The organism is Nostoc sp. UIC 10630 (assembly GCF_010747425.1).
In the GTDB taxonomy this organism is placed as follows: Bacteria; Cyanobacteriota; Cyanobacteriia; order Cyanobacteriales; family Nostocaceae; genus Nostoc.
On record NZ_JAAGOG010000003.1, the window covers coordinates 13236 to 40125 of the forward strand.

General features: G+C 41.9%; 17 protein-coding genes. 7 read left to right on the forward strand and 10 right to left on the reverse strand.

Going from position 1 to position 26890, the window contains the following annotated elements; genetic code table 11:
• Positions 1 to 62: 62 nt before the first annotated feature.
• Both G1O98_RS01495 and G1O98_RS01500 read left to right on the forward strand, forming a co-directional pair.
• Complete coding sequence (locus G1O98_RS01495; RefSeq protein WP_163926852.1) at positions 63 to 4331, forward strand: filamentous hemagglutinin N-terminal domain-containing protein; 4269 nt, start codon at positions 63 to 65, stop codon at positions 4329 to 4331.
• 42 nt (positions 4332 to 4373) lie between these two features.
• A complete protein-coding gene (locus G1O98_RS01500; protein ID WP_163926853.1) occupies positions 4374 to 4952 on the forward strand; it encodes a Uma2 family endonuclease in 579 nt (192 codons plus the stop codon).
• Positions 4953 to 4991: 39 nt separating this feature from the next.
• Here the strand turns inward: G1O98_RS01500 and G1O98_RS01505 are convergent, their stop codons facing one another.
• The gene (locus G1O98_RS01505) at positions 4992 to 6719 is read right to left on the reverse strand and encodes a ShlB/FhaC/HecB family hemolysin secretion/activation protein (RefSeq protein ID WP_163926854.1); all 1728 of its coding nucleotides are present in this window, start codon (positions 6717 to 6719) and stop codon (positions 4992 to 4994) included.
• A 209-nt stretch (positions 6720 to 6928) separates the two neighbouring features.
• Positions 6929 to 7300: a hypothetical protein gene (locus G1O98_RS01510; protein ID WP_163926855.1), complete on the reverse strand. Its 372-nt coding sequence runs from the start codon at positions 7298 to 7300 to the stop codon at positions 6929 to 6931.
• 648 nt (positions 7301 to 7948) lie between these two features.
• Between G1O98_RS01510 and G1O98_RS01515 the strand changes: the two genes are divergently transcribed.
• Positions 7949 to 8644, forward strand: coding sequence for a response regulator transcription factor (locus G1O98_RS01515; protein WP_163926856.1), 696 nt, complete (start codon positions 7949 to 7951; stop codon positions 8642 to 8644).
• Between the two features lie 596 nt (positions 8645 to 9240).
• On the opposite strand, the gene G1O98_RS01520 is transcribed toward G1O98_RS01515, so the two are convergent.
• The gene (locus G1O98_RS01520; RefSeq protein WP_012408225.1) at positions 9241 to 9525 is read right to left on the reverse strand and encodes an Npun_R1517 family heterocyst differentiation transcriptional regulator; all 285 of its coding nucleotides are present in this window, start codon (positions 9523 to 9525) and stop codon (positions 9241 to 9243) included.
• A gap of 879 nt (positions 9526 to 10404) precedes the next feature.
• On the opposite strand from G1O98_RS01520, the gene G1O98_RS01525 reads away from it, so the two are divergent.
• The 4 genes from G1O98_RS01525 to G1O98_RS01540 all read left to right on the forward strand — a co-directional run bounded on the left by G1O98_RS01525 (position 10405) and on the right by G1O98_RS01540 (position 16222).
• Positions 10405 to 10770 carry an NAD(P)H-quinone oxidoreductase subunit M gene (locus G1O98_RS01525; RefSeq protein WP_114081065.1) on the forward strand — a complete coding sequence of 122 codons (366 nt, stop codon included), beginning with the start codon at positions 10405 to 10407 and terminating at the stop codon, positions 10768 to 10770.
• Positions 10771 to 11282: 512 nt separating this feature from the next.
• The gene (locus tag G1O98_RS01530; protein ID WP_163926857.1) at positions 11283 to 13568 is read left to right on the forward strand and encodes a protein phosphatase 2C domain-containing protein; all 2286 of its coding nucleotides are present in this window, start codon (positions 11283 to 11285) and stop codon (positions 13566 to 13568) included.
• Positions 13569 to 13846: 278 nt separating this feature from the next.
• A complete protein-coding gene (locus tag G1O98_RS01535; protein WP_163926858.1) occupies positions 13847 to 15427 on the forward strand; it encodes a CHAT domain-containing protein in 1581 nt (526 codons plus the stop codon).
• A gap of 147 nt (positions 15428 to 15574) precedes the next feature.
• On the forward strand, positions 15575 to 16222 hold the full coding sequence (locus tag G1O98_RS01540; protein WP_163926859.1) for a hypothetical protein: 648 nt from the start codon (positions 15575 to 15577) through the stop codon (positions 16220 to 16222).
• 344 nt (positions 16223 to 16566) lie between these two features.
• Here the strand turns inward: G1O98_RS01540 and G1O98_RS01545 are convergent, their stop codons facing one another.
• The 7 genes from G1O98_RS01545 to G1O98_RS01575 all read right to left on the reverse strand — a co-directional run bounded on the left by G1O98_RS01545 (position 16567) and on the right by G1O98_RS01575 (position 26676).
• On the reverse strand, positions 16567 to 17937 hold the full coding sequence (locus tag G1O98_RS01545; RefSeq protein WP_163926860.1) for a PrsW family glutamic-type intramembrane protease: 1371 nt from the start codon (positions 17935 to 17937) through the stop codon (positions 16567 to 16569).
• A gap of 641 nt (positions 17938 to 18578) precedes the next feature.
• Positions 18579 to 19181, reverse strand: a complete 603-nt coding sequence (locus G1O98_RS01550) for a DJ-1/PfpI family protein (RefSeq protein ID WP_163926861.1) — start codon at positions 19179 to 19181, stop codon at positions 18579 to 18581.
• Between the two features lie 214 nt (positions 19182 to 19395).
• Positions 19396 to 19848 (reverse strand): nitrate reductase associated protein, encoded by a 453-nt coding sequence (locus G1O98_RS01555; protein ID WP_163926862.1) that lies wholly within the window; start codon positions 19846 to 19848, stop codon positions 19396 to 19398.
• Positions 19849 to 20097: 249 nt separating this feature from the next.
• Positions 20098 to 20556, reverse strand: coding sequence for a phosphate-starvation-inducible PsiE family protein (locus tag G1O98_RS01560; RefSeq protein WP_163926863.1), 459 nt, complete (start codon positions 20554 to 20556; stop codon positions 20098 to 20100).
• 290 nt (positions 20557 to 20846) lie between these two features.
• The gene (locus tag G1O98_RS01565; RefSeq protein ID WP_163926864.1) at positions 20847 to 23132 is read right to left on the reverse strand and encodes a nitrate reductase; all 2286 of its coding nucleotides are present in this window, start codon (positions 23130 to 23132) and stop codon (positions 20847 to 20849) included.
• 290 nt (positions 23133 to 23422) lie between these two features.
• Positions 23423 to 24925 carry a NarK family nitrate/nitrite MFS transporter gene (locus G1O98_RS01570; protein WP_163926865.1) on the reverse strand — a complete coding sequence of 501 codons (1503 nt, stop codon included), beginning with the start codon at positions 24923 to 24925 and terminating at the stop codon, positions 23423 to 23425.
• A 137-nt stretch (positions 24926 to 25062) separates the two neighbouring features.
• Complete coding sequence (locus G1O98_RS01575) at positions 25063 to 26676, reverse strand: ferredoxin--nitrite reductase (protein ID WP_163926866.1); 1614 nt, start codon at positions 26674 to 26676, stop codon at positions 25063 to 25065.
• Between the last annotated feature and the right edge of the window lie 214 nt (positions 26677 to 26890).

Here is a 26890-nt window from a genome sequence, read left to right on the forward strand (position 1 = left end):
TGTTAATGATCCAAAGGTGCAGTTCTATTAGATACTCAAGTAATCTATATAAATAGCACCCAATGACGAGCAACTACGGATTAAACAGGTGTTTGCAGTTCGGATTGGCAGCGTTGCTGGGCTGCTTAAGTGTAAGTCTCTTCACTAGCAAAACCCAGGCACAGCAAAGCAATATCGTTCCTGATAACACACTTGGCGCTGAGTCCTCTCAAGTTATAGGCAACTTTCAGGGACTACCCATAGAAGTAGTTACAGGTGGTGCAACTCGCCAAATCAATCTATTTCACAGCTTTCAAGAATTTAATATCAGTGCGGGGCGGGGGGCATATTTTTTCAGTCCTAGCGCAGATATTCAGAATATTTTGGCACGGGTGACAGGTAATAACCGTTCAGAAATTTTGGGTACACTCGGCACATTTGGTAATTCTAGCCCGAATTTATTTTTGATAAATCCCAATGGCATTGTGTTTGGAAAAAATGCCAGTTTAGATGTGCAGGGTTCATTTGTGGGGACGACTGCGAACGGTGTGCAGTTTGGCAATCAAGGGGTTTTTAGTGCCACAAATCCCCAAGCTGTGCCATTGTTGACTATTAATCCTTCAGTATTGCTGTTTAATCAAATCCAAGCAAGTGGGGGAATCATTAATCAATCCCAAGCACCCGCAGGGACAAATCTCATTGGACAAGATGTTACGGGTTTGCGAGTTGCTGATGGTAAAAGTTTGCTGCTGGTTGGTGGCAATATCAATATTGATGGTGGTGGAATTCGCACTTATGGCGGAAATATTGAGTTAGCAGGTTTGGCTGCACCGGGAAATGTGGGATTAAATATTGCAGGTGATAATCTGAGTTTAGTTATACCTGAAAATGTGGAACGCGCCGATGTTTCGTTGAGTAATGGCGCAGAAGTTAATGTTCGCAGTGCGGGTGGCGGGAATATCAAAATTGAAGCTCGAAATGTAAACTTAGTAGGGCAAAGTATACTCAGAGCAGGAATAGATATAGGTTTAGGTACTCTCAATACTAAAGGTGGAGATATTACTATTAATGCCACAGGAGATACAACGTTAAGAGATGAAAGCCTCATTGCTAACGTCGTGCAAGAAAGAGCATTTGGTAATGCTGGCGATATCAATATTACGACTGGGACATTGACGTTAAGCGATGGTGGAAGAATCAGTGCTAGTATCTTCGGACAAGGTAATGGAGGAAATGTCAATATCAATGCTCAAGGTGATATCAGTTTTCGTAACTCAAGACCAGGGGAACTTAACGGAATTTTTTCCCTGCTAGATGAGGGTGCAATAGGTAATGGTGGGAACGTTACTATTAATACTAGATCCTTGGAAATAAACGATGGTTCGCAAATTCAAAGTAGGACTAGCGGAAAAGGTAATTCTGGTAATATCATCATTAATGCTCGTAATAATATTTCGTTAAATGGTAATAACGGTAATACATTTAGCCGAATTATTAATAATGTGCAATCCACTATTGGAGGTAATGGAGGTAATATAGAAATCACAACAGGTACGCTAAAAGCTACTAATGGAGCGTTTATTGCTAGTAGTATGTTTGGCAAAGGAAATGCTGGAAATATCAGCATTAATGCCCTTGATAATATAGTCTTCGATAATAATAGTGATGTTAGTAGTGAGGTGTTTAATGGGGGGGTAGGTAACGGAGGAAATATTTACCTGAAAACAGGTTCATTCTCGTTAACTAACGGTAGTCAAATATCAACAGATGTATCAGGACAAGGTAATGCCGGAAATATTACCATTGAAGCCTCTGATAATGTCAAGCTAGATGGCGTTTTCATCGACGCGGGGAAGTTTGATCTTAATGACTTGGATTACGATAAATCCAGTGGTTTGCAAAGCAACTTAAACATTGGAGGTGTCGGGAAAGCAGGAAATATTCAAGTGACAACGGGATCGCTTTCTGTTACTAATGGTGCTGAAATATCTAGCTTTACTGCTGGAGTTGGAAATGGAGGGAATATCACTATTAATGCCCGCGATAATGTTACATTTTCAGGTTTTGGAGGCAGAAAAAAAGATGGCAGTACAGTATCAAGTTTCGTTACTAATAATCCCATAGGTAATGGTGGTGAGATTCGCATCACTGCGGGTAATTTACTATTAAAAGATGGCGGACGATTAAATGCTAGCAACGGCGGACAAGGAAATGGAGGTAATATCTTTCTTGATGTTGGCAATACTATTACTTTTGATGGAATTGGCGGTAATGGTTTATCTAGTGGTGCCAGTACGGAAGCATACAATGGTAACGCCGGAAATATTCAAATTGAAACGGGATCGCTGTTTTTCACAAATGGCGGTAGAGTATCTTCTTCACATAGCGAAGGAAAAGGTAATGGTGGAAATATAACCATTAATGCTCGTGATAGAGTAACTTTTGATGGTGTCGTCAAGGGTGGAACTTTTGGTCTTGACAAAATTGGTATTAGCGGTTTATTTAGTTATTTGCTGAGTGGTGAAGGTAAAGGAGGTGACATCGAAATTACAACAGGATCACTTTCCGTCACCAACGGTGCTGCCATTGCTGGAGACACAGATGGACAGGGAAATGGCGGCAATATCACCATCAACGCCCGCGATACAGTTTCCGTTAATGGTGCAACCATTTCTGCAAACACATTGGGACAGGGAAATGGAGGCAATATCACCATCAATGCCGGCGATACAGTAACTTTTGATGGTGGAGAAAATGGTTCACTTGCTTCCGTAGGCACTAATGCGCTAAACAATAGCACGGGTAAGGCTGGAAATATCCGCATCAACGCTAGAGAATTATTTGTAAAAAATTATGCTGCACTCAGCGCTTTTAGTGACGGTCAAGGTAATGGTGGTAATATCTTTATCGATACGCGCGATGCTGTTACCTTTGACGGAACCAATGCTAAAAACTCTTTGACTGGGGCATATACCTTTGCCATTGGAAGCGCGAATGGTGGAAATATTGAGGTTAAAACAGGAACGCTAACGTTAACAAATGGCGGTAGAATCTTCACCTCGGCAAAACAAAATGCTGGAAATATCAAGATTGATACCCGCAATGCTGTCATTGTCGATGGTTCTAGTGGCAATAACACAAGTGGCACTTTTAGTTTTTTGTTGGATGGAGGTGTTGGCAAAGGTGGGGATATCCAAATAACAACCAATTCCTTAAAACTAAGCAACGGCGGACAACTTGTTGCGACCAGTTTAGGTCAAGGTAATGCAGGTGACATTATAGTTAATGCTAACGATGCTATTAGTATTGATGGTGTCGGTAGTAATGGAAGCTTAAGCGGTGCTTTTAGTACCTTAGAAGGTGAAGCTGAGGGTAAGGGAGGCAATATTAACCTGACAACAGGTTCTTTATTTTTAACCAATGGGGGAATAGTCAATGCTGGTACTTATTCTAGAGGCGATGGGGGTAATATCACCATTGATGCACGCGATCGCATTTTGATTGACGGTATTAGCACCACAGGTTTTTCTAGCGGTGTTTTTAGCACAGTCAATCCAATAGCTGTAGGCAATGGAGGTAATATTAACCTGACAACAGATTCTTTATTTTTAAATCGCGGGGGAATCAGTTCAAGCAGCTTTGGGCAAGGGAAAGCCGGAGATATTAATATTAATTCTAGTTCCACAGCACTTGATAACAAAGCAGCTATTGCAGCAATAACTAATTCTGGCGATGGGGGAAATATTAATTTAACTGCTAGCGATCGCTTACTCTTGCGTAATAATAGCCAAATTTCGACCACCGCAGGTACAGCGCAATCAGGTGGCAATGGTGGTAACATCGACATCAATTCAAGATTTATCATCGCCATCCCCAAAGAAAACAGCGACATCACAGCCAATGCCTTCACAGGAATAGGTGGAAATGTCGAAATCAATTCACAAGGTGTCTTTGGTATCGAGTCGCGTCCAAAGCCAACCGAAAAAAGTGATGTTACCGCCAGTTCGGAACTAGGTGTTGCAGGTGTAATTAGCATTAACGCACCTGATACCAGTTCCATCCAAAATAGCTTTACCGAATTACCTCCAGTCATCGATACCAACGCACTCATCGCCAATAGTTGCATTTCACGCGGCACCAAGCGGCAAGAAAACTCTTTTACCATCACGGGTTCTGGTGCTTTAACTACTAATCGTCCTGGGGTTTTGGTTTCTAACTATACAACTGGCGAGGTGAGAAGTGTTGAAACCACATCTCGTCCTTGGAAAAAAGGCGATGCAATTATTGAACCACAAGGATTATATCGGCTGAATAATGGACAGTTGCTATTGAGTCGAGAATGTTCTAATTAGTGTTGATTCGCTAAAATCAAAACAAACTGGAAAAATCTGACTATGGTAGCCATCCCTCAGCAACCGCCAAAAATGACCATCGAGGAATATTTTGCATGGGAACTCCAGCAAGAACTTCGTTACGAATATGTCAACGGCGAAGTTTTTGCAATGACAGGTGGTACAATTCCCCACAATGATATTGCACTTAACTTTTACAGAGTCTTATACCCACATTTACGGGCTAGAGGTTGTCGAGTAAATGTGTCGGATGTGAAAGTACAAGTTACTCCTCAAAGTCCTTATTATTATCCTGATGTTATCGTTAGTTGCGACCCTCAAGACCTGAATGCCCGCAAATTTATTCAAAACCCAAAAATTATTGCCGAAGTTCTCTCCCCCAGTACAAGCGGGAAAGATAGGGGCGAAAAATTTACCAATTACCTGAAAATTCCCTCTTTACAAGAATATTTATTGATAGATTCGGAAAAAATTTCCGTCGAACGCTACTGTCGGGGAGAGGGCAGAATGTGGCTTTATTATCCCTACATTGAGGGAGATATGATTACCCTATCCAGCATCGAATTTGAGTTAGCGATCGCACCACTGTATGAAGGTGTTATTTTTGAAGCAGAAGAATAGCTTGATTTATAGTGCGATCGCTTTTTCTGTAGATGTGGTTCAAAATGGTTGATAGCGGACTGAAAAATTAAAGCCATTCTCTTGCAGTGAAGTACCGCGATCGCTTGTGCCCATAAATGGTATACCATAGTCTGCACGCAATACCAAACCGTTAAAAGGTTGCCAGTTCAAGCCTAAACCCAAGCTAGCAATGGTGTGTGGGTCGGCATTAATACCGCGATTGTTCCAAGCTGTGCCGATATCAAAAAAGGGTATTAGCTGTAAAGTTTCCACATTCGATGCTAGGGGAATCCGAACTTCCACACCTCCAACTACCCCATTGTCAGCAACAAGTTGATTTTGACTATAGCCGCGCACTGTATCAACTCCCCCAATACTGATTTTTTCTAGCGAAAGTAAAGAATCAGGAGTAAGTTGAGTGTTAACTTTGGCCAACATCAAAATGCGGGGAGATAGCCGTTGCACCCATTGAAATTGTCCTACCCAGGAGAAAAAACGCCCATCAGTACCACTATCGTTGATAGTTGGATCAAAAGCATCGATGCCAAAACTAAATTGCGATCGCGCCGCTAAGACACTGTTAGCATTACGTTGTAACCAATCTTGCGAAAAGCGAATTACCGTAACTCTTGATTGCCCATCTTCGGGCCCTTCAGTAAACGAGAAGGGAATATCATTGAGTATATAGGTTTGACTGCGCCGTAAATCGAATGCGAACGAGAGAGCAAATTCGTTGTTTGGCGTGTGGGTTAGCGGTTGACGGATATTAAAAGAAAGGGTTTCGGCTTCGCTGCGGATATCTAAGTCACGAAATTCGCTTTCAATAATCCGGCTAGCACTGTTACTATAGCGGACACCAATAGTTCCATCTAGAGCGTTAAAGGGAATAGAATAATTGATATTGTAAATATCTAACCCTTCACTACCAGCATATTCAGCGCTGAATTTATCTCCAAACCCTAATAAATTATCGTGAGCAATAAAAACACTTCCTTGTTCTGAACCAACGCTAGGTGATTGATTATTTGCAAAGTTCACCCCAGCATGGAATGGTGGGGATTCGGTAATTGTCACCTGTAAAATATTGCTACCTGGAGTGCTACCTGCGGTTAACTCGGCATTGACTCGTTCAATTACGGGGTCAAGTTGTAATAATTGCAGCGCTTCTTCGAGACGTTTTTGGTTTAAAGGCTTACCTGCCAGCCGTGCAATCCGGGAACGCACGTATGCAGTTTGCAATCTTTGTAACCCTAAAATGGAAATTCCTTCAAGTTCGCCTTCCACAACTTGGATTTGCACAACACCGCTAGCGATATCTTGATTGTTGGGAATAAATGCACCACTGCTGATATAACCATTATCAACATAGAGTTTGGTGATTTGCGATCGCAGTTGCAATAATTGCTCAAATGTAACGTTTGTATTTTCTAAGGGTTGTTTTAACGCGATAATTTCATCTTTTAAAACAGAATAGCCTGTAATTTGAATTTCTTTGACAAAGAAACTTTCGCCGCTAGGAAAATTGGTATTGAGTTGATTTTCCTGCTGGCGTGATGGGAGTATAGGAACAGTTTGTGCAGGTGGTGTGGGAGGAATACTTGGTGACGGTGATGGTTGAGGAATGGTTTCTTCTACTTTCCCTGGAATATCGGGAGGAATTGTGATTCCAGATGGCGGTGTCGATTGGGCAAATACTGGGATTGGAGTGATGTTGATGCAGGAAAATAATATTAAAAAAAGCTTTTGAAATCGAAGGTAGGAACCCATTGTTTATATAGTGTGTAAAAGATAGTGTCTAGTGCTATATCAGACTTCTGTTTAATTAGTAATCAACAGACATGATATTAGTAGAGCCTCTGTAATTGTGTTCCCAGACCTCAGCGTGGAAGAGAATATTATTATTTAATTAAAATACCATAATAGATTTCTTGATGATTGCATAAAAGTGCAATCATCAAAATCCCATTGGGAAATTCCTAATATTCTTGATAGTCGCCTCCATGACCGTAAAAAGTTATTCCATAGGTGCTGCAAAGATTAGCTTGACGCATGAGATCATAAGTGCCATCGCTATAAATTGCTTTAACATCATAGGTACATTGATTACTGCTATTACCAAATGTAATCATGTCAAATGAACCGTTAACAATATCTGAATTGAGAATATTATTACCCCAATATCTAGATTTTGCTGAGGATACATATAGTTGAGTAATTTCTAACTCATTGTTGTTGTAAACCAAGAAATCACGGATATCGTTTGCAAGAGCATTTTGACTGGCTAATGGTACTATTGGGAATGCTAAAGTTGTTACTAAAACTGTATTGCGAACTAGTTTAGAAAACATGATAAACCTCTTCATCTGAGTTAATAAAGATTACAAAATTTTTATCAGCAACGGTTAATAAATTTATGCTTTTTGTGTTTTTCGATTTATGAACCGTTTCTTTAATACTCAGATTAAGGGAAATGACTAGGTAATGCATTCACCATTTATGCATATATAGTTGCCTAATTTGTATGGTGCGATCGCATAATAGTACGTGCTATTTTGCAGAAAACTGTATGTAGTATTTTGTAGGGTTGCCAATCAAAAATATAAATATGTCTCACGCAGTCGTTCCCACTTTCTTCGCTCGACTTTATCCAAAATTAAGAACTCGGTTTTCTTTATCCGGCAAAAACCCTGGCTTTTTGGCAAATACTTTTTCCACAAATGATCCAATCTTGTGGGGTGGGCAACATGAGCGCCACATTAACTGGGCGCTCATGTTGCCCACTCCACAATCAATAATTGTATTTTTTTATTTGGAAGTCCCTAAACTTTGCAGTCAGCCCGTCCTTATGAAGGGAGGATGATTACAAAGGTTAAAGGGTTGAACGAGCCCAAGATGTCAACTTTAGAAGTTTTAGGGGCTGTAGAGATAAATTCAGAATGTTCAATGACTGTCAACTTTCGCTAAATTGGAAAAAGGAAAACTCAAGGAAATCTTAAATGTCAGCACAATTGTTACTGGTGGATGATGAACCAGGGATACGGGAAGCCGTGAAAGACTATTTGCAAGAGAGCGGTTTCAGCGTTCAAGTCGCCAGTAACGCCCTTGAAGGTTGGGAATGGATGCAGATGAATACACCTGACTTAGTGATATCCGATGTCATGATGCCCCAGGTGGATGGCTATCAGTTCCTCAAGCAACTTCGAGAAGATCCCCGCTTCCAAGCGCTGCCGGTAGTATTTTTAACTGCTAAGGGTATGACTGGCGATCGCATCCAAGGCTATCATGCTGGTGTTGATGCCTATTTACCCAAACCCTTCGATCCTGATGAGTTAGTGGCTATAGTCGAAAATTTACTAGCCCGCCGCGATGCTAAGGCTAAAACTACAGGAGATGACACTGAAACACCCGATCTTGCTGAACTAGCCAATCAAATTGCCCAAATTAAAGCATTATTAACCCAAAGAAATGCCATTTCCCAATCACCAGCCCCTTTTAAAATTGATTTGACTCCCAGAGAACAAAGTGTTTTAAACTTGGTCGCTGAAGGGTTGATGAATAAAGAAATCGCCCGTCGTTTGGAAACCAGCGTCCGCAATGTAGAAAAGTACGTCAGCCGTTTGTTTAGTAAAACTGGCACTAACAGCCGTACAGAGTTAGTTCGCTTTGCTCTAGAACACGGTCTGGCTAAATAGGTATTGTGGGCAAAAGAGGCAGAGGTGCAGGGGGCAGGGCGCAAGGGAGAAAATCAATACTTCTTCCTCCTGCGCTCCCTGCTCCCCTGCTTCTTCCTTATTTCCCTCATCTTCCCCTGCTCCCTTACTCTTAGGTAATTGGTAATAGGTAACTGGCTGCCAAACCATAACCTAATACTGGTAATAGATCAAACATAAGTATTTCAGCAAATCAGGCACTTAGCTAAAGTAAAAAGCTAAAAGCAAGGTTATTTATGTTTACTTTGGTCTTTTAGGTTTTCATTGGATTCGCGCCTGTTGTCCAATTCCCCATCTGTAAAGACACAGGTTTTTCTTCCTGCAATTTTTGATAAAAACTCGGTAAAATGCACCCGGCTGAGTTGGCTCTCAGATTCTACCAGTACCCTTTGCTACAAAGTTTTTTAATAGAGGAAACTGTTCCTGGGACTTTGCGCTGCTAAATAAGACTTTCACAAAGTAAAAATCACAAAATTTGATGAATTCTACTTGCTGCTTAGTTTTTATTGCAACGGGGCTATGGGATCAACATTTGATTTGATGCCCAATTCATGCTTCTCACTACTTAAATTACACATTTAAGTAGGTGGATTTTCAGCAGCATTACGCAAGCGCATAAGCTGACGGCGCATTTGAGGTGAAGCTTTAAACTCAGACACTTCCTGCGCTTTAACGGACGCTTGTAGCGTCTCTAGAAAGTCATCAGAACCTTCGGTTAAAGCATCAAGTAGCACTTGTAAGAGTTGCTCGCGATCGCTCAATAGACTCTTTTCCTCAATCAACCGGAATTTGAGATGGATTTCGCACTCATAAACACCTACTTCGAGATTATTTATCTGGCGTGGTAATGCTTTGGAGTTCATAACTATTGAGATTCCTTTACTTGGTTGTCATGAGGGTAAGGAGGTAGATGTCCAGCAAAAATTCTTTATATCTCTTTTGAATCCAAAGTGCTTGAATTAAGAATTTTTCTTCATCAATCACTTTTGTAATCCATTTCACTCTCCTGTGTTTTATTTACAAGCTAAATTTTCACTGTCTAGATTCTGATGTTCCTGTGCCAGATGTAGCTTATGGTAAGCCATAACTATTATTCAGTTTTTAAGATTCTACACAATAAAGTTTCTGTAAGAAGTTGTTCAACCTTTTTAAAGCTTTTTACATCAACTTTATGTGAACGTCAATAACAGTTGGACTTGTTACTTTAATTTTGGTGTTTATACGTAAGTAAAATCGCCTATTTTTTTGAACTTATTACAGCCAGAGGTCGATGTAGCACTATTCAGTGAAATTACTTGATGTACGTTTTTTGCAATAGAAAATTCCGAAGAAATTCATCAGCAGAATTATTAAGGTAAAAACTTTTGTTCTCCATAGAAAAATGTACACAGATCAAATTATTCCTTATGAGTGCTTCACCTTACTGGCTTTTAGGCTTTATGAGTAAGAAAATCCTAGAAGTAGTTAAGATTCACACACCACTATGGCTTGTTTGTATACCCTAAATGAAAAAGTAATTTTTACAGAAAAATAATTGGGCTACTGACAGTACTAGCTGCTAAATGTGTCTTGAACTCATAACAGAAGTAGTAAGTTAATCAGTACAGGTGATATTTTTACTTATGCCCATTCAATATACCCTTTTGAAACTGCGTTCAAAGCTTGTAAATTGAGAGCATTCAAGCTTGAATATAGCGTTTACAATAATTTCAGTGTAATCCACCCAAATCTTACACCCTTTTATGGATAACCCGATGCTGCTCAAGTCCACAACCCGTCATGTCCGCATTTTTGCAGGCGAAATTGACCGGGATGGCGACCTAGTTCCAAGTCAACAGGTCTTAACGTTAGATATTGACCCAGATAACGAATTTAACTGGAATGAAGACGCGCTGCAAAAAGTTTATCGAAAATTTGATGAACTAGTAGAAGCATCCAGTGGCGCAGACCTCACGGACTATAATTTGCGCCGTGTGGGGTCAGACTTAGAGCATTATCTGCGATCGCTCCTGCAAGGCGGCGAAATCAGCTACAATCTGTCTGCGCGCGTTACCAACTACAGCATGGGAGTCCCCCAAGTTGCAATTGACGACAAACAAGTAAGCTAAAAAGTTGCTAGGAGTCTGGCTGAACCCTTCTGACAATTCAGGCAACTTATCAGCAAAAGCCGACTAAAAATCCCCTTTCCCGACGTAGGAAGGGGGAATTCATCCGCTACTTTTGCCAAAATTATATTTGCTATTCTTAATTCTTAATTAAAGTTAATTGTTGCTATCCTACTTATAAACTAAATAAATGCCAACATTCACTGCCTCTTGATGATGCGATAATTCAGCAAAAGCTTGGGGCGCAGTTATGCTTGGGTTATGCTTTGTTAACAGGGTTGGAGCTAGTTGCTTTGGCGATTGAGAGTCACAGAGCAATAGAAGCTATGATGAGGCTGGAGGGTTGACTTAGGAGCGTGTTTTTTAGATAAGTTAAGTATTAGCACCTGCTGATATCGCCAGCTAAAATCATCATCTAAAGTCTGGGTATGTCAATTTTAAGAAAGATGAGCGGTCTAGATTGTCCCTAATAATGCTGTTAAAGAAATTGCCAATCGCTGATCGGTGCGAAAACTATGGAAAATGACGCGGCAACGCTCTACTGTCCAAATGAAAATTGTCAGGCTGCCAACCCCCTGACTCACAAGTTTTGCCAGCGATGTTCCACGCCCTTACCCAAAAATTATCTCTGGGCTGTGGTAGATGGCCCAAGTGTGGGTAGCCCTGGAGAAATATTAGCCGATCGCTATTTAGTCGTTGATAAATTTATTCTTTTAGACACGAAACCTGGTTTCTTAGCGCTAACACCTGAGTTAGAGAATTTACAGCCTCTAAGAGCTTACCTGAGACTCATTCCCTATCGCTTACACGTACCACAGGTATATGGAGTGATTTTTATAGCTGACGGATCTTCCCATGAAAGAGAAATATTACTCTTAGAAAAACCGCCACTATTTAAACCGCCACTATTAGTAGATGACACAATCCAAGTGGATTTGGGCAGCGAGTTAACCACCGCTTGGCGTGATGCAACATCGATGCGCCAACTCAATTGGTTATGGCAAATAGCTCATCTGTGGCAACCTCTGGCAAGTGAAGGTGTCGCTTCTAGCTTGCTTGACTCATCTGTATTACGGGTAGAAGGATCGTTAGTCCGGTTGTTGGATTTGCGTTTCGACAGCGAAATATCGCCAGAATTGCCGCAGTTAGGTGAATTTTGGCAGCAGTTGGTACATGAAGCCAAACCAGCCATAACTGAATTTGTTGAGCAGGTTAGCCTTTCTTTAATTCAGGGAGAGATTAACTCAACTGACCAATTGATTACAGTTTTAGATCAGGGACTTGCACAATTAGGGCGATCGCAAACGCCCACGATCAAAATTATCACCAAAACCGACACTGGCCCAAGTCGCCAACGCAACGAAGATGCTTGTAGCCCTCCCAGTGGAACTCTGATCAGCAAACCACCCCAGCCAACAGCTTTAGCAATCGTCTGTGATGGCATCGGTGGTCACGAAGGTGGCAATGTCGCCTCAAATTTAGCCATTGAAACGATCCAGCAGCAGGTACAGCAATTAACAAAAGTTCCCTACGACCACATAGACCCCTCACTACTGCTGAATGACCTAGAAAAAGCAGTGGCAATTGCCAATGACAAAATTAGTCAGCGCAATGACAGTGAAAATCGCCAAGGGCGGCAGCGTATGGGCACGACTTTAGTCATGGCATTGCCTGTTGCACACGAAATGTACATTACCCATGTAGGTGATAGTCGTGCTTACTGGATTACCCGCCAAGGCTGTTATCAAGTTACCCTTGATGATGATGTCGCTTCCCGTGAAGTGCGTCTAGGCTATGCCATTTACCGCGACGCTGTACAACAAAGTTCTGCCGGCTCTCTCGTCCAGGCTTTGGGTATGGGGCCCAGCACTTCATTGCATCCCACCTCGGCACGGTTTATGCTCGACGAAGATGCGATTTTTCTGCTCACATCCGATGGTTTGAGTGATTTTGATCGGGTGGAGGAATACTGGGAAACAGAAATTTTGCCGATTCTAGTTGGGGAAGCAAACATCGCCAATGTTGCCGATAGATTAATCGAAATTGCTAATACTAAAAACGGACACGATAATGTCACCATCGCTTTAGTGCATTATCAAGTCCAATATTGGGAACCAGAAATTACCATCAAAGCCTTCATTCCAGAGAGTTATTCTGCCAAAACTGTTGATTTTGCATCCAGGGCAACAGATACAAGCCTTTTAGGTAGCCCAAACCACAAAACTCAGGTGATTCCCGACACTGAGCCTGCTAAAAATCGCCAATTACCGCTACAGTGGATTGTTCCTTTAATATTTGTGGTGATAGCAGGCTCTTTAGGACTGTTCGTGAAGGAATTGCGATCGCCATCAGGCTTATTTCCATTTCTTCCCAATCCCACACCAACTCAAAAGCCTAACACCCAAGCAACACCCGTAGCGCGATCGCTTGATAACCTTTCTCCTGGCTGGGTAATTCAAACCAACAAGGAAATCCCCTTGAAAAATAAACCATCGCTTCCCCCTGGAGCTTTTTTACAAGTTATCAACACAAATCCAAATTCCAAACCTGCTTCTGGAAATCTTTCGGTTTCTATGCGAGTCTGTCCAAGCAAAAACACGCCAACTCCAGCTAATACTAATAAACCAGCAGTAAATTCCTCAATTCCGCCCAATTTGAAACCTTTACCGGAAGCAGTATTGCTGGACTTATCCCAACTAAAAAGCTTTGGTGTATCTGTTTTACAATCAGATGTACCAAATCCCTGTCCAACAGTTACGCAACCGCCAGCTACTCCATCAGCTGGCACCAGTCCAACTTAATCAAATACTCGATAAACTGGTAAAAACCTGGAATAATAACAAGTAACAATCAAAGTAAAAAGCTTACAAGGTCAAAAAATAGAAAATTTTCACCTTGAAGAATTGTTATTTTAAATTATCAAGAAAGGCAGGAGGACATTCGGCGATCGCTCAGTCGAGCCGCAGAGGGCAGTTCTTCCTGGAGAAAAACTACCTGATGTTCGTGGACTCGCTTGCCGCCGGCGCTATCCTACCTCCTGCCTCCTTCCATTGTTTTTAGCTTTGAGTTTTATGAATCCATGCCATCCCTGAATTTGGCGATCGCCCGTCTCTTAAACACTGGCACTGACAACTTCGCCATTTGGGTGGTCAAGGCTCCCTATCCCAGTGGCTACGTTTTACGTGACTGTGTATGGCCTGTTGAACTCAATCAAGTCTGGCAAGAATGGCAGCAGATGTTTGCTGGCCATAGTCGGCTAGATATTTCCCCAAACTCAACATCTCAAAAGTCGAACCAATTCTCCATCGATTGGATTTCGCTCCCTTCTGGTCAAACCACTGGGCCTTACACCAGTCGTCTGATGCAATACTTGGGAATGAATTTATGGCGCTGGGTATTTGACGGACAAATTCTCGGTAGTCTAGAACGCAGTCGCGGGATTGCTATGGGTCAGCATACACGTTTGCGCTTTCGGCTAGAAATTCGTGACCCGGATCTCATTGCTCTCCCTTGGGAAATTATGCAGCGTGAGCCTGGTCAATCGGCAATGTCTCTCTCCCAAGATTTGCTATTTAGTCGTACCAGTAGTGAAGTTGACCCATTACCGTATTTGCGAACTGACCAGGCTTTAAGTATTTTGCTGGTTTTAGGTCATGATGAAAAGCTGCAACTAGAACAAGAAGCAGCTATTTTACAGCAAAGTCTTGTAGATACACCTGTGGGTGGTAATTCTCAAAGATACGCACCTTGTATAGTGAATAAACTTATACAACCAACTCCACAAGAGTTGATTCAAGAATTAGAAACCAAAGCATATAACGTTTTCTTTTACGCTGGACATGGTTTGCCAGGAGCAGATGGAGGATTACTGTTTTTGCGACCAGATATGCCCCTGAATGGGATAGAATTGGCGCAAGTTTTGACCCGTACAGGTGTGAAACTAGCACTTTTCAACGCCTGTTGGGGCGCACAACCAGCTGCTATTAATCATCAAGCCATACCTGCCAGTAGTTTAGCCGAAGTACTGATCCGTCATGGCGTACCTGCCGTTTTGGGGATGCGCGATGAAATCGCCGATCACGAAAGTCACAGTTTTATTCAAGCGTTTACCGAAGCTTTGCGATCGCACAAACCCATAGATGAAGCCGTATCACTGGCTAGACAAGAGTTATTAACACTGTATAAATTTAATCAACCAGCTTGGACTTTGCCTGTTCTCTACCTGCATCCAGATTTTAATGGCGAACTCATTAAGAATCTAGATGAAGGCATTACCGAACTGCCAGACACAGCCATTCCTGATATAGGTTCACCGCTTCCAACTGCTTCGTTGCGATCGCTTACTCCAAAAGGTAAAACCTGGTTGTTGCGTTATGGAGTTACCCGTATTGGTCGCACGAAAGATAATGATATTGTCATCGCCGAACCATCTGTATCCAAACGCCACGCCGAAATCTTCTGCCGTAATACTCTTACTGATGCTACATTGGTGCGAACTTATTATTTGCAAGATTTTTCCACATACGGTACAACCTGGTTTTTAGGCCCTAATGGATGGCAACAAATCCTCCGAGAGGAAGTACCCCTGAAATCGGGAATGCAGTTAAAGTTTGGAAGTGCTAGAGGTGAAACCTGGGAGTTTATTATTGAAGACTCCTAGTATAGCTATTGCAGAAATGGATTTTCATGTTTAACATCAGCTTTTAAAATCTATTTTTTCCAGAGAAAAAATCAACTGTTTTTGCGGAAATCTCTTGTAAGGAATTGTAGTTGTCAATACCACCAAATAATCGGGAGAAAATAAAAAATGGCTAAACAAATCAACGGCTCAGACACCTTCTCTTCTTTGCCATCTCAAGTAGATTTAGATTTATTAGAAGCACTACTAGAACCAGACGATGCTACCTATCCCTGGAATCCAGCTGATGAAGAATCAGAAGCTTATTTTCAGGAATTAGAACAACAGTTCGGAATGCAAGATTTACTTGAGGAAGAACTGACAACGCGATCGCAAGATTTTTATAGCAATCTGGATACACTTTGGTCTAATATCTCCCTTACGTCAAGCTATAATGACAATCCCCAACAATCACTAGTGCTGAATCTTCAAGAAACACTACGTAATACTTTTGCTGCCTGTGTCCCCCAAACATTGCTCAATACCATCGCCCAGAAAGCTGCTGAGATTTTTGCTGCCCAGCAATCAATAGGTGAACAACTAGTTGAGTGCGTTCAGACAGTGTTACCAACTTGGGGAACTGAGGATCTTTTAGTTTTAGCTCGTCCTTTTGCTTACGCTATGCGAAGTAGCGAATCAAAAAACTCGGCATCTGCCATAAGTAATCTTAACAATAGCGAGTGGACAGCTTTATCAGAAGTAGAGAAAGCAAAGGTCACTTTAGCGATCGCTTCTTATGCTTTTACTCAACTCAACCAGTCTCAGTCTGAACTATAAAATCGGGAATCAGTGACAGTTGATCGGTAACGGGCAATAGAAAAAGTAGAGAAAGCCAAAATCTTTTCATCATGCGCTGTGTTCGCATAGCCCACGCTTTGTAATCGCTATACGTTCAGCGTCATCTCTTGCAAAGATGTTGATTTACATTATGCAGAGGCGCAAAAAAAGAGTCAAAAATCAAGACTTTTGCAAGAAGTTAAATGATTTTTATTTTTCAGGCATAATTACCCCAGAGTAAATTTACAGTACGCTTATTTTCTAACTAGGCCATCTATCCAAAGATATAAATATTCAAATTATTCCCTTGCTCCTCTGCTCCCTGATTCCAGCTTCTTCATCTCTTATTTTGGGCCTAGAAATCGGGTAGCGAAATTTTGCGATCGCGTAGGTGATAGCGCCCGTGCCTTGAGAATTGCCGCCATCAAAAAGGCGTAAGATAACACCCCAACAACTACCAACAGCAAGGCATTGATAGATCCTGTCGCATTCCACAGAGCGTGGAGCGCAGCAGCACTAAGATAACCAATAGAAAGAATTTGCCAACTTCTACTGGGCTTGAGAACAGCCAATCCGATAAAATAGCCCAGGTAGCCACTATAAGCCATGTGTCCTGCTACAGAGCCTAAAATTCTCGGAATTAGCAGTTGTAAACCCGCTAGTTGACCAGCAGCGCCTATGCCTACCTGTTGTGCAATATCGGGCACATATTGTCCAAGAGTTTCCAATAGAGTGAAGCCTACAGCAGAAGCCGTTCCCAGGAGAATACCATCTAGGGGTTCCCAAACGCCGATCTTTTCCCGCCAAGGTGAAGATAACATTCTACCGATGGCAAACGCCCCTAACACAGGTAATGCCTTGAGTAATTCCTCCATCAACCCAGCACCAAAAAACATCCGTACCAGTAACTCTGTGAAGGTGGTCGATTCTTGGGGTGAGGGCAAGTTTCCCGGAAGAATACCGCGAAACACGAAAATAAATACATCCAATAGTGGACTGAGTAAAATCAACGTTGTACTCAATGCCGCAGCCATTAGCACCCACCAAGGCTTTTGTTTACCGCAAAGTTGGTAAACAAAATAGTAGGCAGCGAAGGCGATATAAGTTGCAACGATAATTTGATTAGCTTGGGGCTGCCCGACTGTAGCAAACATTAACACTACAAAGATTACGGTCAGTATTCCCGGTACGAGGTAAGCTTTGCGAGTTAAATCTTTACCAGTGGAAATAATGGGGAAAAGCTGAGTGAAGCTAACAGAATCTGGCTGCTTTAATTGGGTGTGGCCGTGGTAATTTGTTGCCGAAGGTAATGGTGTAACTTGGTTAACGGTTGTGGCCGGAGCTTGGTAAGTAAATTCGTACTCAAAAACGTATTGCGGGCCATCAGCACCTAGAGAAATGCGATCGCCTGGGTGCAATTCCTGACATTCATACAAGCGTTGTCCATTCAAATAAGTACCATTAGCACTATTTAAATCACAAAGCACCCAGCTGAATTTGCTATCTGGCGATAAAGAGAGGGGACGAACCACCGCATGACGACGAGATACCATCCGGTACATCATGGCATCCAAGACAACTTGGCAGCTGGGGTCGCGTCCAATTACCATCTCTTTGCTGGGGGGCAGCGAGTAGCGAGATTCTGATCCAGAAGCTGCCCCATTACCAGACACTAGCCGCAGAAATGCATTATGTCTTGCGTTTTTGCCTGTCATCGAGTTAGTGTGCGTTTCTAAACTAATTCTTCTTCATATAATTTGGCAGCAGGACTGACCTTAGCCACATTAACAGCAGCATTGCTAAATCCACTATAGCTTCACTTACTGCTAAGAAATTTAAAATTCTAGATGGGAAATTTCAAATTGTTTCACCTAATGTTAATAAGTATTCCATGTACTGAGAGTTTGTCCTAAATGGGCTTGTCATGCGGATGAATCAGACTATATGATTTGTCTGCTTTTGACATCCTAGCGGTAAATTTCATCCAAAGCAATTTATCAAAAAACAGTAGTTTTTACTGCATTTAGTTTCATTTAGAAAATATATAATTTCTCGTGGTCTGTTGCGAGCTAGTATGGTCTTCTTCCAAAGGGACAGGGCTAGCGCTTTATCTTTCTCTACGAGAGGCTGCGCCCTAAGCGGATCTATACCGGAGGCTTTACGGAACGCTCTGCGAACGCAAAGTGTCTTGTAAAGAAGAGAGTTTCTCAATGAGTAACTGGCGGTAGCGAGTAATCGAGCGTCCGTAGGAGTCTCACTTTAAAGGTCAGCTGTTTTTGCCACAGTCTATTTGAAGTAGGGAGTAGGTAAAGAAACTGCCCTGAATATCGCCCCAAAAGATTTTCGGTGTATTGGCTCAAATAACTGTAGCCAGTTGTGGGTGTTCAATCTTAGTTCCAAGTACTATCAGGAATTCTGCCAGCCAACGGGGGTGAGCAGGCCAAGCTGGTGCCGTTACCAAATTACCATCAACTATTGCCTCATCAACAGCGATATCAACATAAATCCCTCCAGCACTCTTGACATCTGGACTACAAGCAGGGTACCCAGTGCATCTCTTCCCTTGCAGTACATCAGCAGCTGCTAATAACTGTAAGCCGTGGCAGATGGCAGCAATTGGTTTTTTCGTTTGGGCAAAGTGACGGGTGATTTCTAGTACCTGCTGATTCAGGCGGATATATTCTGGTGCCCTTCCTCCGGGAATGATTAAGCCATCATAAGTTGCAGCGTCTACTTCCGCGAAAGTAGCATTTAAAGTGAAATTGTGACCGGGTTTTTCACTATAAGTTTGATCTCCTTCAAAGTCATGAACTGCTGTCCGCACCTTGTCACCAGCTTTTTTGTCTGGGCAAACTGCATGGACGGTATGCCCCACCATTTGTAACGCCTGAAAAGGAACCATCACTTCATAGTCTTCTACATAGTCCCCAACCAGCATCAAAAGTTTCTTTGCAGCCATATTTTCTACCCCCACCTATTAGTTAATAGTCAATAGTCTAGAATCAATATTTAGCAGTTGTTTATAAAATAAATATTAATTTAGAGTTGAGTCTATTAGGCGTGAGCAGACGCACAAATTTTTGACACATTACAGCACTAACTCGGCGATAATGTATCATTTCATGATGGCAAGTTAACAAAGTGTAATGCACTGAACACTTTTATTCTGTAAATTAAAGCAGATTAAATTCTGCGATCGCTCTCTTAAAATTTTTGCTTTCATGCCCTGGGCGACTGAGTTTAATTAAGGCAAAACGCTGTAAAGGCGTTAAAGCTGCCCAATGTTGCGGTGTCAGGTTTACACCTATTTCTTGAGCTTTTTCCTGGAGGCTAGGTGGTACGGTACTAGAGTCTAGCCATGCAGGATGTGGCTCAATGGGTAATTTTGTAGCTGGTATACCCGTGCGTTCTAGAATTAATTGTTCGATATGTTCGCGGTAAGACTGAATTTCCGTTTCTGTTGTGCAAGGTAAATCGACTAAAGCTTGACGTTCGGCTGTAGTCATTTGATTCCAATCAGACAATTTTAGCTTAATGCCACAAGTATCTAAATTGCAGCGCACCTGCATGGGGATACAACGCAGGGAATCAACAAAGTCTGCTTCAAATTGAAAAAAATCTGTCATAGTCAAGTATTCAAAATTCGATTATTTAAAATTAACGATTTTAAAGTATGGATAATTTTTTAGATTTCATTTACACCAATTAGTAATTAAAAACAATACATAAATAGCGATCGCAGACTAATAATTTATCCAAAATGGAGTTTTGGTTGTTCTTAATTATCTCGTATACTCTATATTTTTAGGTGGATTCAGACCAAACTATATCTCCCTAGATATTATAGCCGAAAATATCTTAATCAAGCTCTATTGTTAACGAGTATTTCTGTCATTACTGAGCCGAATTATCAAGTAACTAATTGAGAGGGCGAGAATAGCAATTCCTAAACCAATTATATCAATACCTGAAACTTTTTCTAAATCAAGAATGATAATTTTTCTGGCAACAGCAATTAAAGATGTGACAATAACTAATTCAACTTGAAAGACGTGCTTTCGCAAATAAGCTGTGATATTTTCTAAGATTTCTAAAGCGATTAAAATATTCAAAAATAACCCAAATATTTTATACAAGGTTGTGTTAAACTTTGCATAGGGAGCTGTAAATAACTCTTTAAGAATAAAAACTGCTAAGTCTCCGATCGCAACCAAAATTACAACTACCATAAAAATAGATAGAACTTTAGAAACTAGCACCTCAATGTTTTCAATGATGTGCATGAAGTTCTCATCTGTGGTAGCTCCGAGAATTTGCCTCATTAACTTTTTCATTTGCTGCACCCAATTTTTAAATAAAATAAAATCCTATAGATAAATCTAGAGGATTAAAAAAAAGATGATTTTTAAGTTTACTATCTGATTTTTATTCTTTCCCATAGCTTAACTCGGTGCTAGTAAAACCTCTGCTTACTAGAAATCTAGCCTCTTTATATATAGTAGTTGCTATGAGTCAAGAGTAGAGAGCCATAAAAATTTATAATCACTATTAGTTATTTATTATTGACTAAATTACCTATTAGTGATTGATTGTTAATTCCCTCTTTATAAATACACTTTGCAGCTTACCATTGTGATGACTGGAATTGATAATCTTTGACTGTAACTTCTACAAAAATTGGTATCAGCTGCACAGCACAGGCTTTTAATTCTGGTTGCAGCGAATCTGGGCAAGATTCTGGATGGGTGAGGGCGTTAGCTTCGGCATTATCAGCCCACAGTGAACCCCAGTGCATAGGGACAAAAACTGTACCTGGTGCGATCGCTTTTGTCACTTTCGCAGGAAACTGAGCTTTACCACGACGCGATCGCACTTGTACAGATTGGTTATCTACAATACCTAACTTCGCCGCATCACGGGGATGAATTTCGATAAACGGTTCGGGGTGCATTTTGCAAATTTTTTCAATGCGACCGGTGCGTGTCTGGGTGTGCCAATGTCCGTAAAGTCTCCCATTAGTTAGCACAAAAGGATAATCTGGGTCTGGTGGTTCTGCCAATCCCTTTGAGTAATATGCCCCAAATTGAGCGCGTCCATCAGGGGTATGAAAGCGTAAATCAGTGTAGAGCCGTTTTCCTGTTCTGAGTGTATGGTACTTACGCTTCTTCCCAGCTTCTTTGTCAGAGAAAGTTTCTTCTTCTTCTGGCTGAAAACTTAAGAGTCCTGTTTCACTATCAATAAATACTGACTCTCCTTTCTTGGCTGGGTAAGGCCATTGAGTCGGGCCTTGTGTCAATTGTTCATGACTGATACCTGTCATATCGCAGGGGCGATTTTGAGTTAATTGGACGAATTCAGCATAAACTTCAGCCGAGTTAGCAAAGGCGAACTCTTTTTCAAAACCTAATCTGCGTCCAACTTCAGCGAAAATTTCCCAATCTGCTTTAGCTTCTCTTGGTGGTTGGCGGAATGCTTGACACAAAGTTACCACCCGTTCGGAGTTTGTCATCACACCAGTTTTTTCACCCCACTGGGCTGCTGGTAGCAAAACGTGAGCATAGGCAGAGGTTTCTGTGGGATAATAAGCGTCTTGGTAAATGGTAAAAGGCGATCGCAACAACGCCTTCTTAGTTCGCTCCAAATCTGGCATACTTACAGCCGGATTAGTAGCTGCAATCCACAATAACCCGACAGCATCATTTTCCAAGCCAGTAATCATATCCCAAGCAGTCAAACCGGGATTGGGTGAAATCTGTCCTGGTTTAAGTCCCCAAAACTGCTCAACTTCTGCCCGATGCTGGGGATTTTTCACTACCCGATAACCCGGTAATAAATGCGCCAAACCACCGGCTTCCCTTCCTCCCATTGCGTTTGGTTGTCCAGTGAGGGAAAAAGGGCCAGCCCCAGGTTTGCCGATTTGTCCAGTCATCAGATGCAGGTTGATGATAGTTCTTACCTTAGCTGTCCCCTCTGACGATTGATTCACACCCATTGACCACAAAGACAGTACCCGCCGAGATTCACCCCAGTAGCGTGCTGCTGTTTCTAAATCTTCAATACTGATTCCACATTGACGAGCCACGACTTCCGGTGGATAGTGGCGAATCACCTCAGCATAAGCGGGAAAGTTGCTGGTGCAGTCGTCCATGAACATGGTATCAATGTAATTCCAGCGCATCAATAAGTGGGCGATGCCGTTTAACAAATCGATATCTGTACCGGGACGAATGGCTAAATGCAAGTCGGCGGCTTCGGCGGTTGGTGTGCGTCGGGGATCTACCACAATCATTTTGACCTTGCGGTTCTTTTTGTGATATTTCTCCAGTCGGTTAAAAACGATGGGATGACATTCGGCTGTATTAGTGCCAATTAAAAATGCACAGTCAGTTAACTCTAAGTCTTCGTAACAACAGGGCGGGCCATCTGCGCCAAAGCTTTGAATGTAGCCAGCCACAGCACTAGACATACATAAACGTGAGTTGGCATCAAAATTATTAGTACCCAGACAGCCTTTCATGAGCTTCTGGGCTATGTAGTAGTCCTCGGTTTGAAACTGACCAGAACCGTACATACATAAGGCTTCTGTCCCCTGGGTGAAGCGGACTGTTTGAATGCGCTGCGTGATGAGATTAAAAGCTTCATCCCAACTAACGCGCCGAAACTCTTGATCTAAAGAGTCTCGCACCATTGGGTAATGTAATCTATTTTTATCTAAAGATTCTGCGATCGTTGCGCCTTTGACACAAACCATTCCTTGGCTAGATGGATGGGCTTTATCGCCGCGCACCCGCCAAGTCGGATTTCCTTCACTATCTCGATTAGTTGCTTTGCCAAGTTGGGCTGGGGGTGAAACTTCTAGTCCACAACCAACACCACAGTAAGGACAAAGAGTTTTGGTAAATTCACTCATGGCAGTTGTACCATTTTGTTATTTTGATTGTGCAACCTCAGATTTAGCGACTGTTTGAGAAATGTTAGGGAGTAAAGAATAGTGTAGAAATTATTCTTTAAGCACTTTACTCTGTGTCCTCTGCGTCTCTGCGGTTCAAAAGTAATTTATTTAACCACAGAGGCGCAGAGAGCGCTGAGAAAAAACAATCTTATTTTACGAGTCACCTTGAAGCGGGTAGTCAAGAAATTTCATGAGTTGCACTCACAAGAAAAAATGAAAATCTCTCTTACAATGTCCAATGCAGAAGTCTATTTTTCCGCTATAAAGGTAGGGTTTTGAGTGGCAGTTTCTGGTAATTCACCTTCATAAGCTGCGGCAAAGGAACCTTTTGGTTCTTTGAGGAAGAAAGCACACATAAAAGCACAGATTAGTGCAGCTATACCCATTGTGGTAAATAGTGTGGGAGCGTCGGTTAGGCTAAAAATTGTTAGGTAAACTACGCCGCCAAAATTACCGTAAGCTCCCACATTACCGGCAATTTGTCCAGTGGCTTCCTTTTTAATTAAGGGTACGATACTGTAAGTTGCACCGCAGCCAGCTTGAGCAAAGTAAGCGGCAAACATTGTAACTGCGATCGCTAACGGAATTGGCCAGTTACCATTAATAAAATGTGCAATCAAATAACTAACACCGATGCCAGCACTAATAATTGTCATTGTCCATTTGCGGGAGCTAAATTTATCAGAAATTAAGCCACCACTAGGACGAGAAACCAAATTCAAAAAGGGATAGGTAGCAGCAATCATCCCAGCGACAACATGCTCTAGAGCAAAAGTTTTTTCAAAGAATGCTGGGAGCATAGAAACAACTGCTAATTCGCTGCCAAAGTTAGTTATGTAAGTAAATTCGAGTAAAGCTACTTGACCAAATTGGAAGCGTTCAGATGCAGGGTAAGTTTTCTTGCCAGTGAGAAGTTCTCGGTTTACTTGCCAAGCTTTATAACTTTGGTAAGCAAACAATCCTGCTAATAGTAACCAAGCCAAATACATTTGGCTCAAAGTTAGGAAGTGAATGTTCTTTTGTTCTAAGCGCCAAGCTAATAAACCTAAAGCGAAAATCAAACCAAAATTCGAGACAATCATCGCCCAGAAGCTTTTAACACTAGTCACTTCTAAAGAACCATTTTTCTTCGGTTTCTTGTAGACTTTACCAGTGGGTGTATCTTGGACGTTGTTGTAATAAATTACGCCGTAGATAGCTGTAACGATCCCTGTAAGTGCGATCGCAAATCGCCAGTTAGAAGCACCACCAGCGAAAAAGCTAGTAGAAACTGCAAGTATCGGTAAGGCAAACTCTGCACCAAAAGCCCCAAAATTACCCCAACCGCCATAAATGCCTTGAGCAATTCCCATCTCCTTCGGCTGGAACCATTCCCCTACCATGCGGATACCGACAACAAACCCAGAGCCGACAATTCCCATCAGCAAACGACTGATAACTAGTTGATTAAAATCTTGCGCTAGTGCCGTTGCTAAACAAGGAACAGCCGCAAACATCAGCAAGATTGAGTAGGTGATTCTGGGGCCAAAACGATCCAGAAGCATCCCAATAATTAGCCGTGCAGGTATTGTGAGAGCAAGGTTACAGATACCCAAAGTTTTGATTTGCTCAGGCGCTAAACTTAGCTCTTTGCCAATGGTTGTAGCGAAGGGAGCAAAATTAAACCAACAGACAAAGGTAAGAAAGAAAGCAAACCAAGTTTGATGTAAAATTCGGTAGCGATCGCTAAATGAAAATAAGTTTTTAAGCATTCCAATCTTTCTAATTGAATAAACTACGATGAAGAGGTAGGAGAAGATAAGCCTTAAAGGTCGAAGCTTAAGTCTTTAAGTTTGAAGGTTAAGTTTTTAAGGTCGAAGGTTAAGTCTTAAAAGTCGAAGTTTAAGTCTTAAAGTTTGCAGTTCCCAACTAGTAAAGCTTCTTGTTTGAGTTTTGCCCCAAAGTTTTTGATTAGTAAATCTTGCAATAATGGCTGTAAGTCTTCGCAGGGTATGCCTTTGATAACGCAAGTTCCCAAATGGGCATCTTTGCCGACTTTACCGCCCATATATATGTCAACACCTTCCAGGGTTTTGCCATTTTTACGAGTTTTAGTTCCCATCAAGCCGATGTCTGCAACTTGGGGCTGGCCGCAAGAGTTAGGGCAACCTGTCCAGTGAATTCGGACTGGATTGATGAAGATTAAATCTTCTTCTAAGGCTTTAATCATTTCCAAGGCGCGGTTTTTGGTTTCGATGAGGGCGAAGTTGCAAAATTGTGCGCCTGTGCAAGATACTAGCGATCGCGCCAGGAAACCTGGATCAATAGAAAACCTTTCTAGTAATGGTTCTGTTAAAAATGTTGCTAACCGCGAGTCAGAAATGTTGGGGATGACGATGTTCTGCTCAACGGTAAAGCGGATCTCACCACTGCCGAAAACTTCTGCTAGACGAGCAATTTCAAACATATCTTCGGCATACAGTCGCCCGACAGGAATATTTAAACCTGCGTAATTTAGCCCCGGTTGTTTTTGTTTATATACTCCGATGTGGTCGCGTTTTTCCCAGTCAATCTCGTCTTTTGCGGCTGCGGGTAATAATGATTTACCCAAACGGCTTTCTACTTCTGCTCGAAATTTTTCTAAACCCCATTCATCAATTAGCCACATCAAGCGGGATTTTTGCCGATTAGCACGCGGCCCGTTGTCACGAAAGACTTCCAAAACTGCTCTACATACAGCTACCACATCTTCTGGAACTACCCAAGCATTTAGAGGAATCGCCGCCTCACAACGTTTAGCTGAGAAAAAGCCACCGACGAGGATGTTAAAACCAAATATTGGGGACTCGGAAGATTTTTCCCCAGTCCCTAGTCCCCAGTCCCCAGTCCCTTCCTTAAATGCTGGAACAAAAGCTAAATCGTTAATTTCAGCGTGAACTGAATTGTCTCTTCCACCTGCGATCGCAATGTTAAATTTCCGTGGTAAGTTGCTAAACTCTGGGTTTCCTTCACCGTTGTTGGTGAGCATATCTTGAATTTGCTGTATCAACTCTCTTGTGTCGTACAACTCATCAGCATCCAATCCCGCCACCGGATCGCCTGTAATATTGCGGATGTTATCCATCCCTGATTGGATAGTGGTTAAACCAACTGCGTGAAATCTATTAAAGATATCTGGTAAATCTTCAATTCTGATTCCCCGTAATTGAATATTCTGTCTGGTGGTAATATCGGCGCACCCATCATCTCCATAACGCTGCACCACTTGGGCTAAAACACTCATCTGACTGCTGGTGAGAATACCATTAGGCATCCGTAACCGCATCATAAACTTGCCTGGGGTAACAGGGCGGAAAAACACGCCTACCCACTTGAGCCGATGATCGCGATCTGTTTCGTCCATTGCTTCCCAGCCCAAGTCCGCAAATTTCTCTATCTCATCCCTGATGGCGAGTCCATCTTTTTGCGCCTTGAATTTCTCGAATTTATTGAGGCTGGTAGTCGTAGTTGTTGTGTCTGTCATGAGGCTGACTCTCGTGAGAATTTTTGCTGCTAATTGCCCAATATCAATCAACCCGTAGTTCCATTAGGTGGTATATCTACGAGGTTTAGGGAATAAAGACTTAATATTTGATTACGGCTGATTATTGTTACTTAAAAGCATTTCAACGTGAAACTTCAAATCCGTGGTTAGTCAAGAAAAACTTGTCTCCATTTGCATCTGTAAAATTTGTCAA

Excerpts from the sequence above, each read along its gene's own strand:
- G1O98_RS01495 (WP_163926852.1), top strand. The coding sequence starts at position 63 with ATGACGAGCAACTACGGATTAAACAGGTGTTTGCAGTTCGGATTGGCA.
- G1O98_RS01500 (WP_163926853.1), top strand. The coding sequence starts at position 4,374 with ATGGTAGCCATCCCTCAGCAACCGCCAAAAATGACCATCGAGGAATAT.
- G1O98_RS01505 (WP_163926854.1), bottom strand. The coding sequence starts at position 6,719 with ATGGGTTCCTACCTTCGATTTCAAAAGCTTTTTTTAATATTATTTTCC.
- G1O98_RS01510 (WP_163926855.1), bottom strand. The coding sequence starts at position 7,300 with ATGTTTTCTAAACTAGTTCGCAATACAGTTTTAGTAACAACTTTAGCA.
- G1O98_RS01515 (WP_163926856.1), top strand. The coding sequence starts at position 7,949 with ATGTCAGCACAATTGTTACTGGTGGATGATGAACCAGGGATACGGGAA.
- G1O98_RS01520 (WP_012408225.1), bottom strand. The coding sequence starts at position 9,525 with ATGAACTCCAAAGCATTACCACGCCAGATAAATAATCTCGAAGTAGGT.
- G1O98_RS01525 (WP_114081065.1), top strand. The coding sequence starts at position 10,405 with ATGGATAACCCGATGCTGCTCAAGTCCACAACCCGTCATGTCCGCATT.
- G1O98_RS01530 (WP_163926857.1), top strand. The coding sequence starts at position 11,283 with ATGGAAAATGACGCGGCAACGCTCTACTGTCCAAATGAAAATTGTCAG.
- G1O98_RS01535 (WP_163926858.1), top strand. The coding sequence starts at position 13,847 with ATGCCATCCCTGAATTTGGCGATCGCCCGTCTCTTAAACACTGGCACT.
- G1O98_RS01540 (WP_163926859.1), top strand. The coding sequence starts at position 15,575 with ATGGCTAAACAAATCAACGGCTCAGACACCTTCTCTTCTTTGCCATCT.
- G1O98_RS01545 (WP_163926860.1), bottom strand. The coding sequence starts at position 17,937 with ATGACAGGCAAAAACGCAAGACATAATGCATTTCTGCGGCTAGTGTCT.
- G1O98_RS01550 (WP_163926861.1), bottom strand. The coding sequence starts at position 19,181 with ATGGCTGCAAAGAAACTTTTGATGCTGGTTGGGGACTATGTAGAAGAC.
- G1O98_RS01555 (WP_163926862.1), bottom strand. The coding sequence starts at position 19,848 with ATGACAGATTTTTTTCAATTTGAAGCAGACTTTGTTGATTCCCTGCGT.
- G1O98_RS01560 (WP_163926863.1), bottom strand. The coding sequence starts at position 20,556 with ATGAAAAAGTTAATGAGGCAAATTCTCGGAGCTACCACAGATGAGAAC.
- G1O98_RS01565 (WP_163926864.1), bottom strand. The coding sequence starts at position 23,132 with ATGAGTGAATTTACCAAAACTCTTTGTCCTTACTGTGGTGTTGGTTGT.
- G1O98_RS01570 (WP_163926865.1), bottom strand. The coding sequence starts at position 24,925 with ATGCTTAAAAACTTATTTTCATTTAGCGATCGCTACCGAATTTTACAT.
- G1O98_RS01575 (WP_163926866.1), bottom strand. The coding sequence starts at position 26,676 with ATGACAGACACAACAACTACGACTACCAGCCTCAATAAATTCGAGAAA.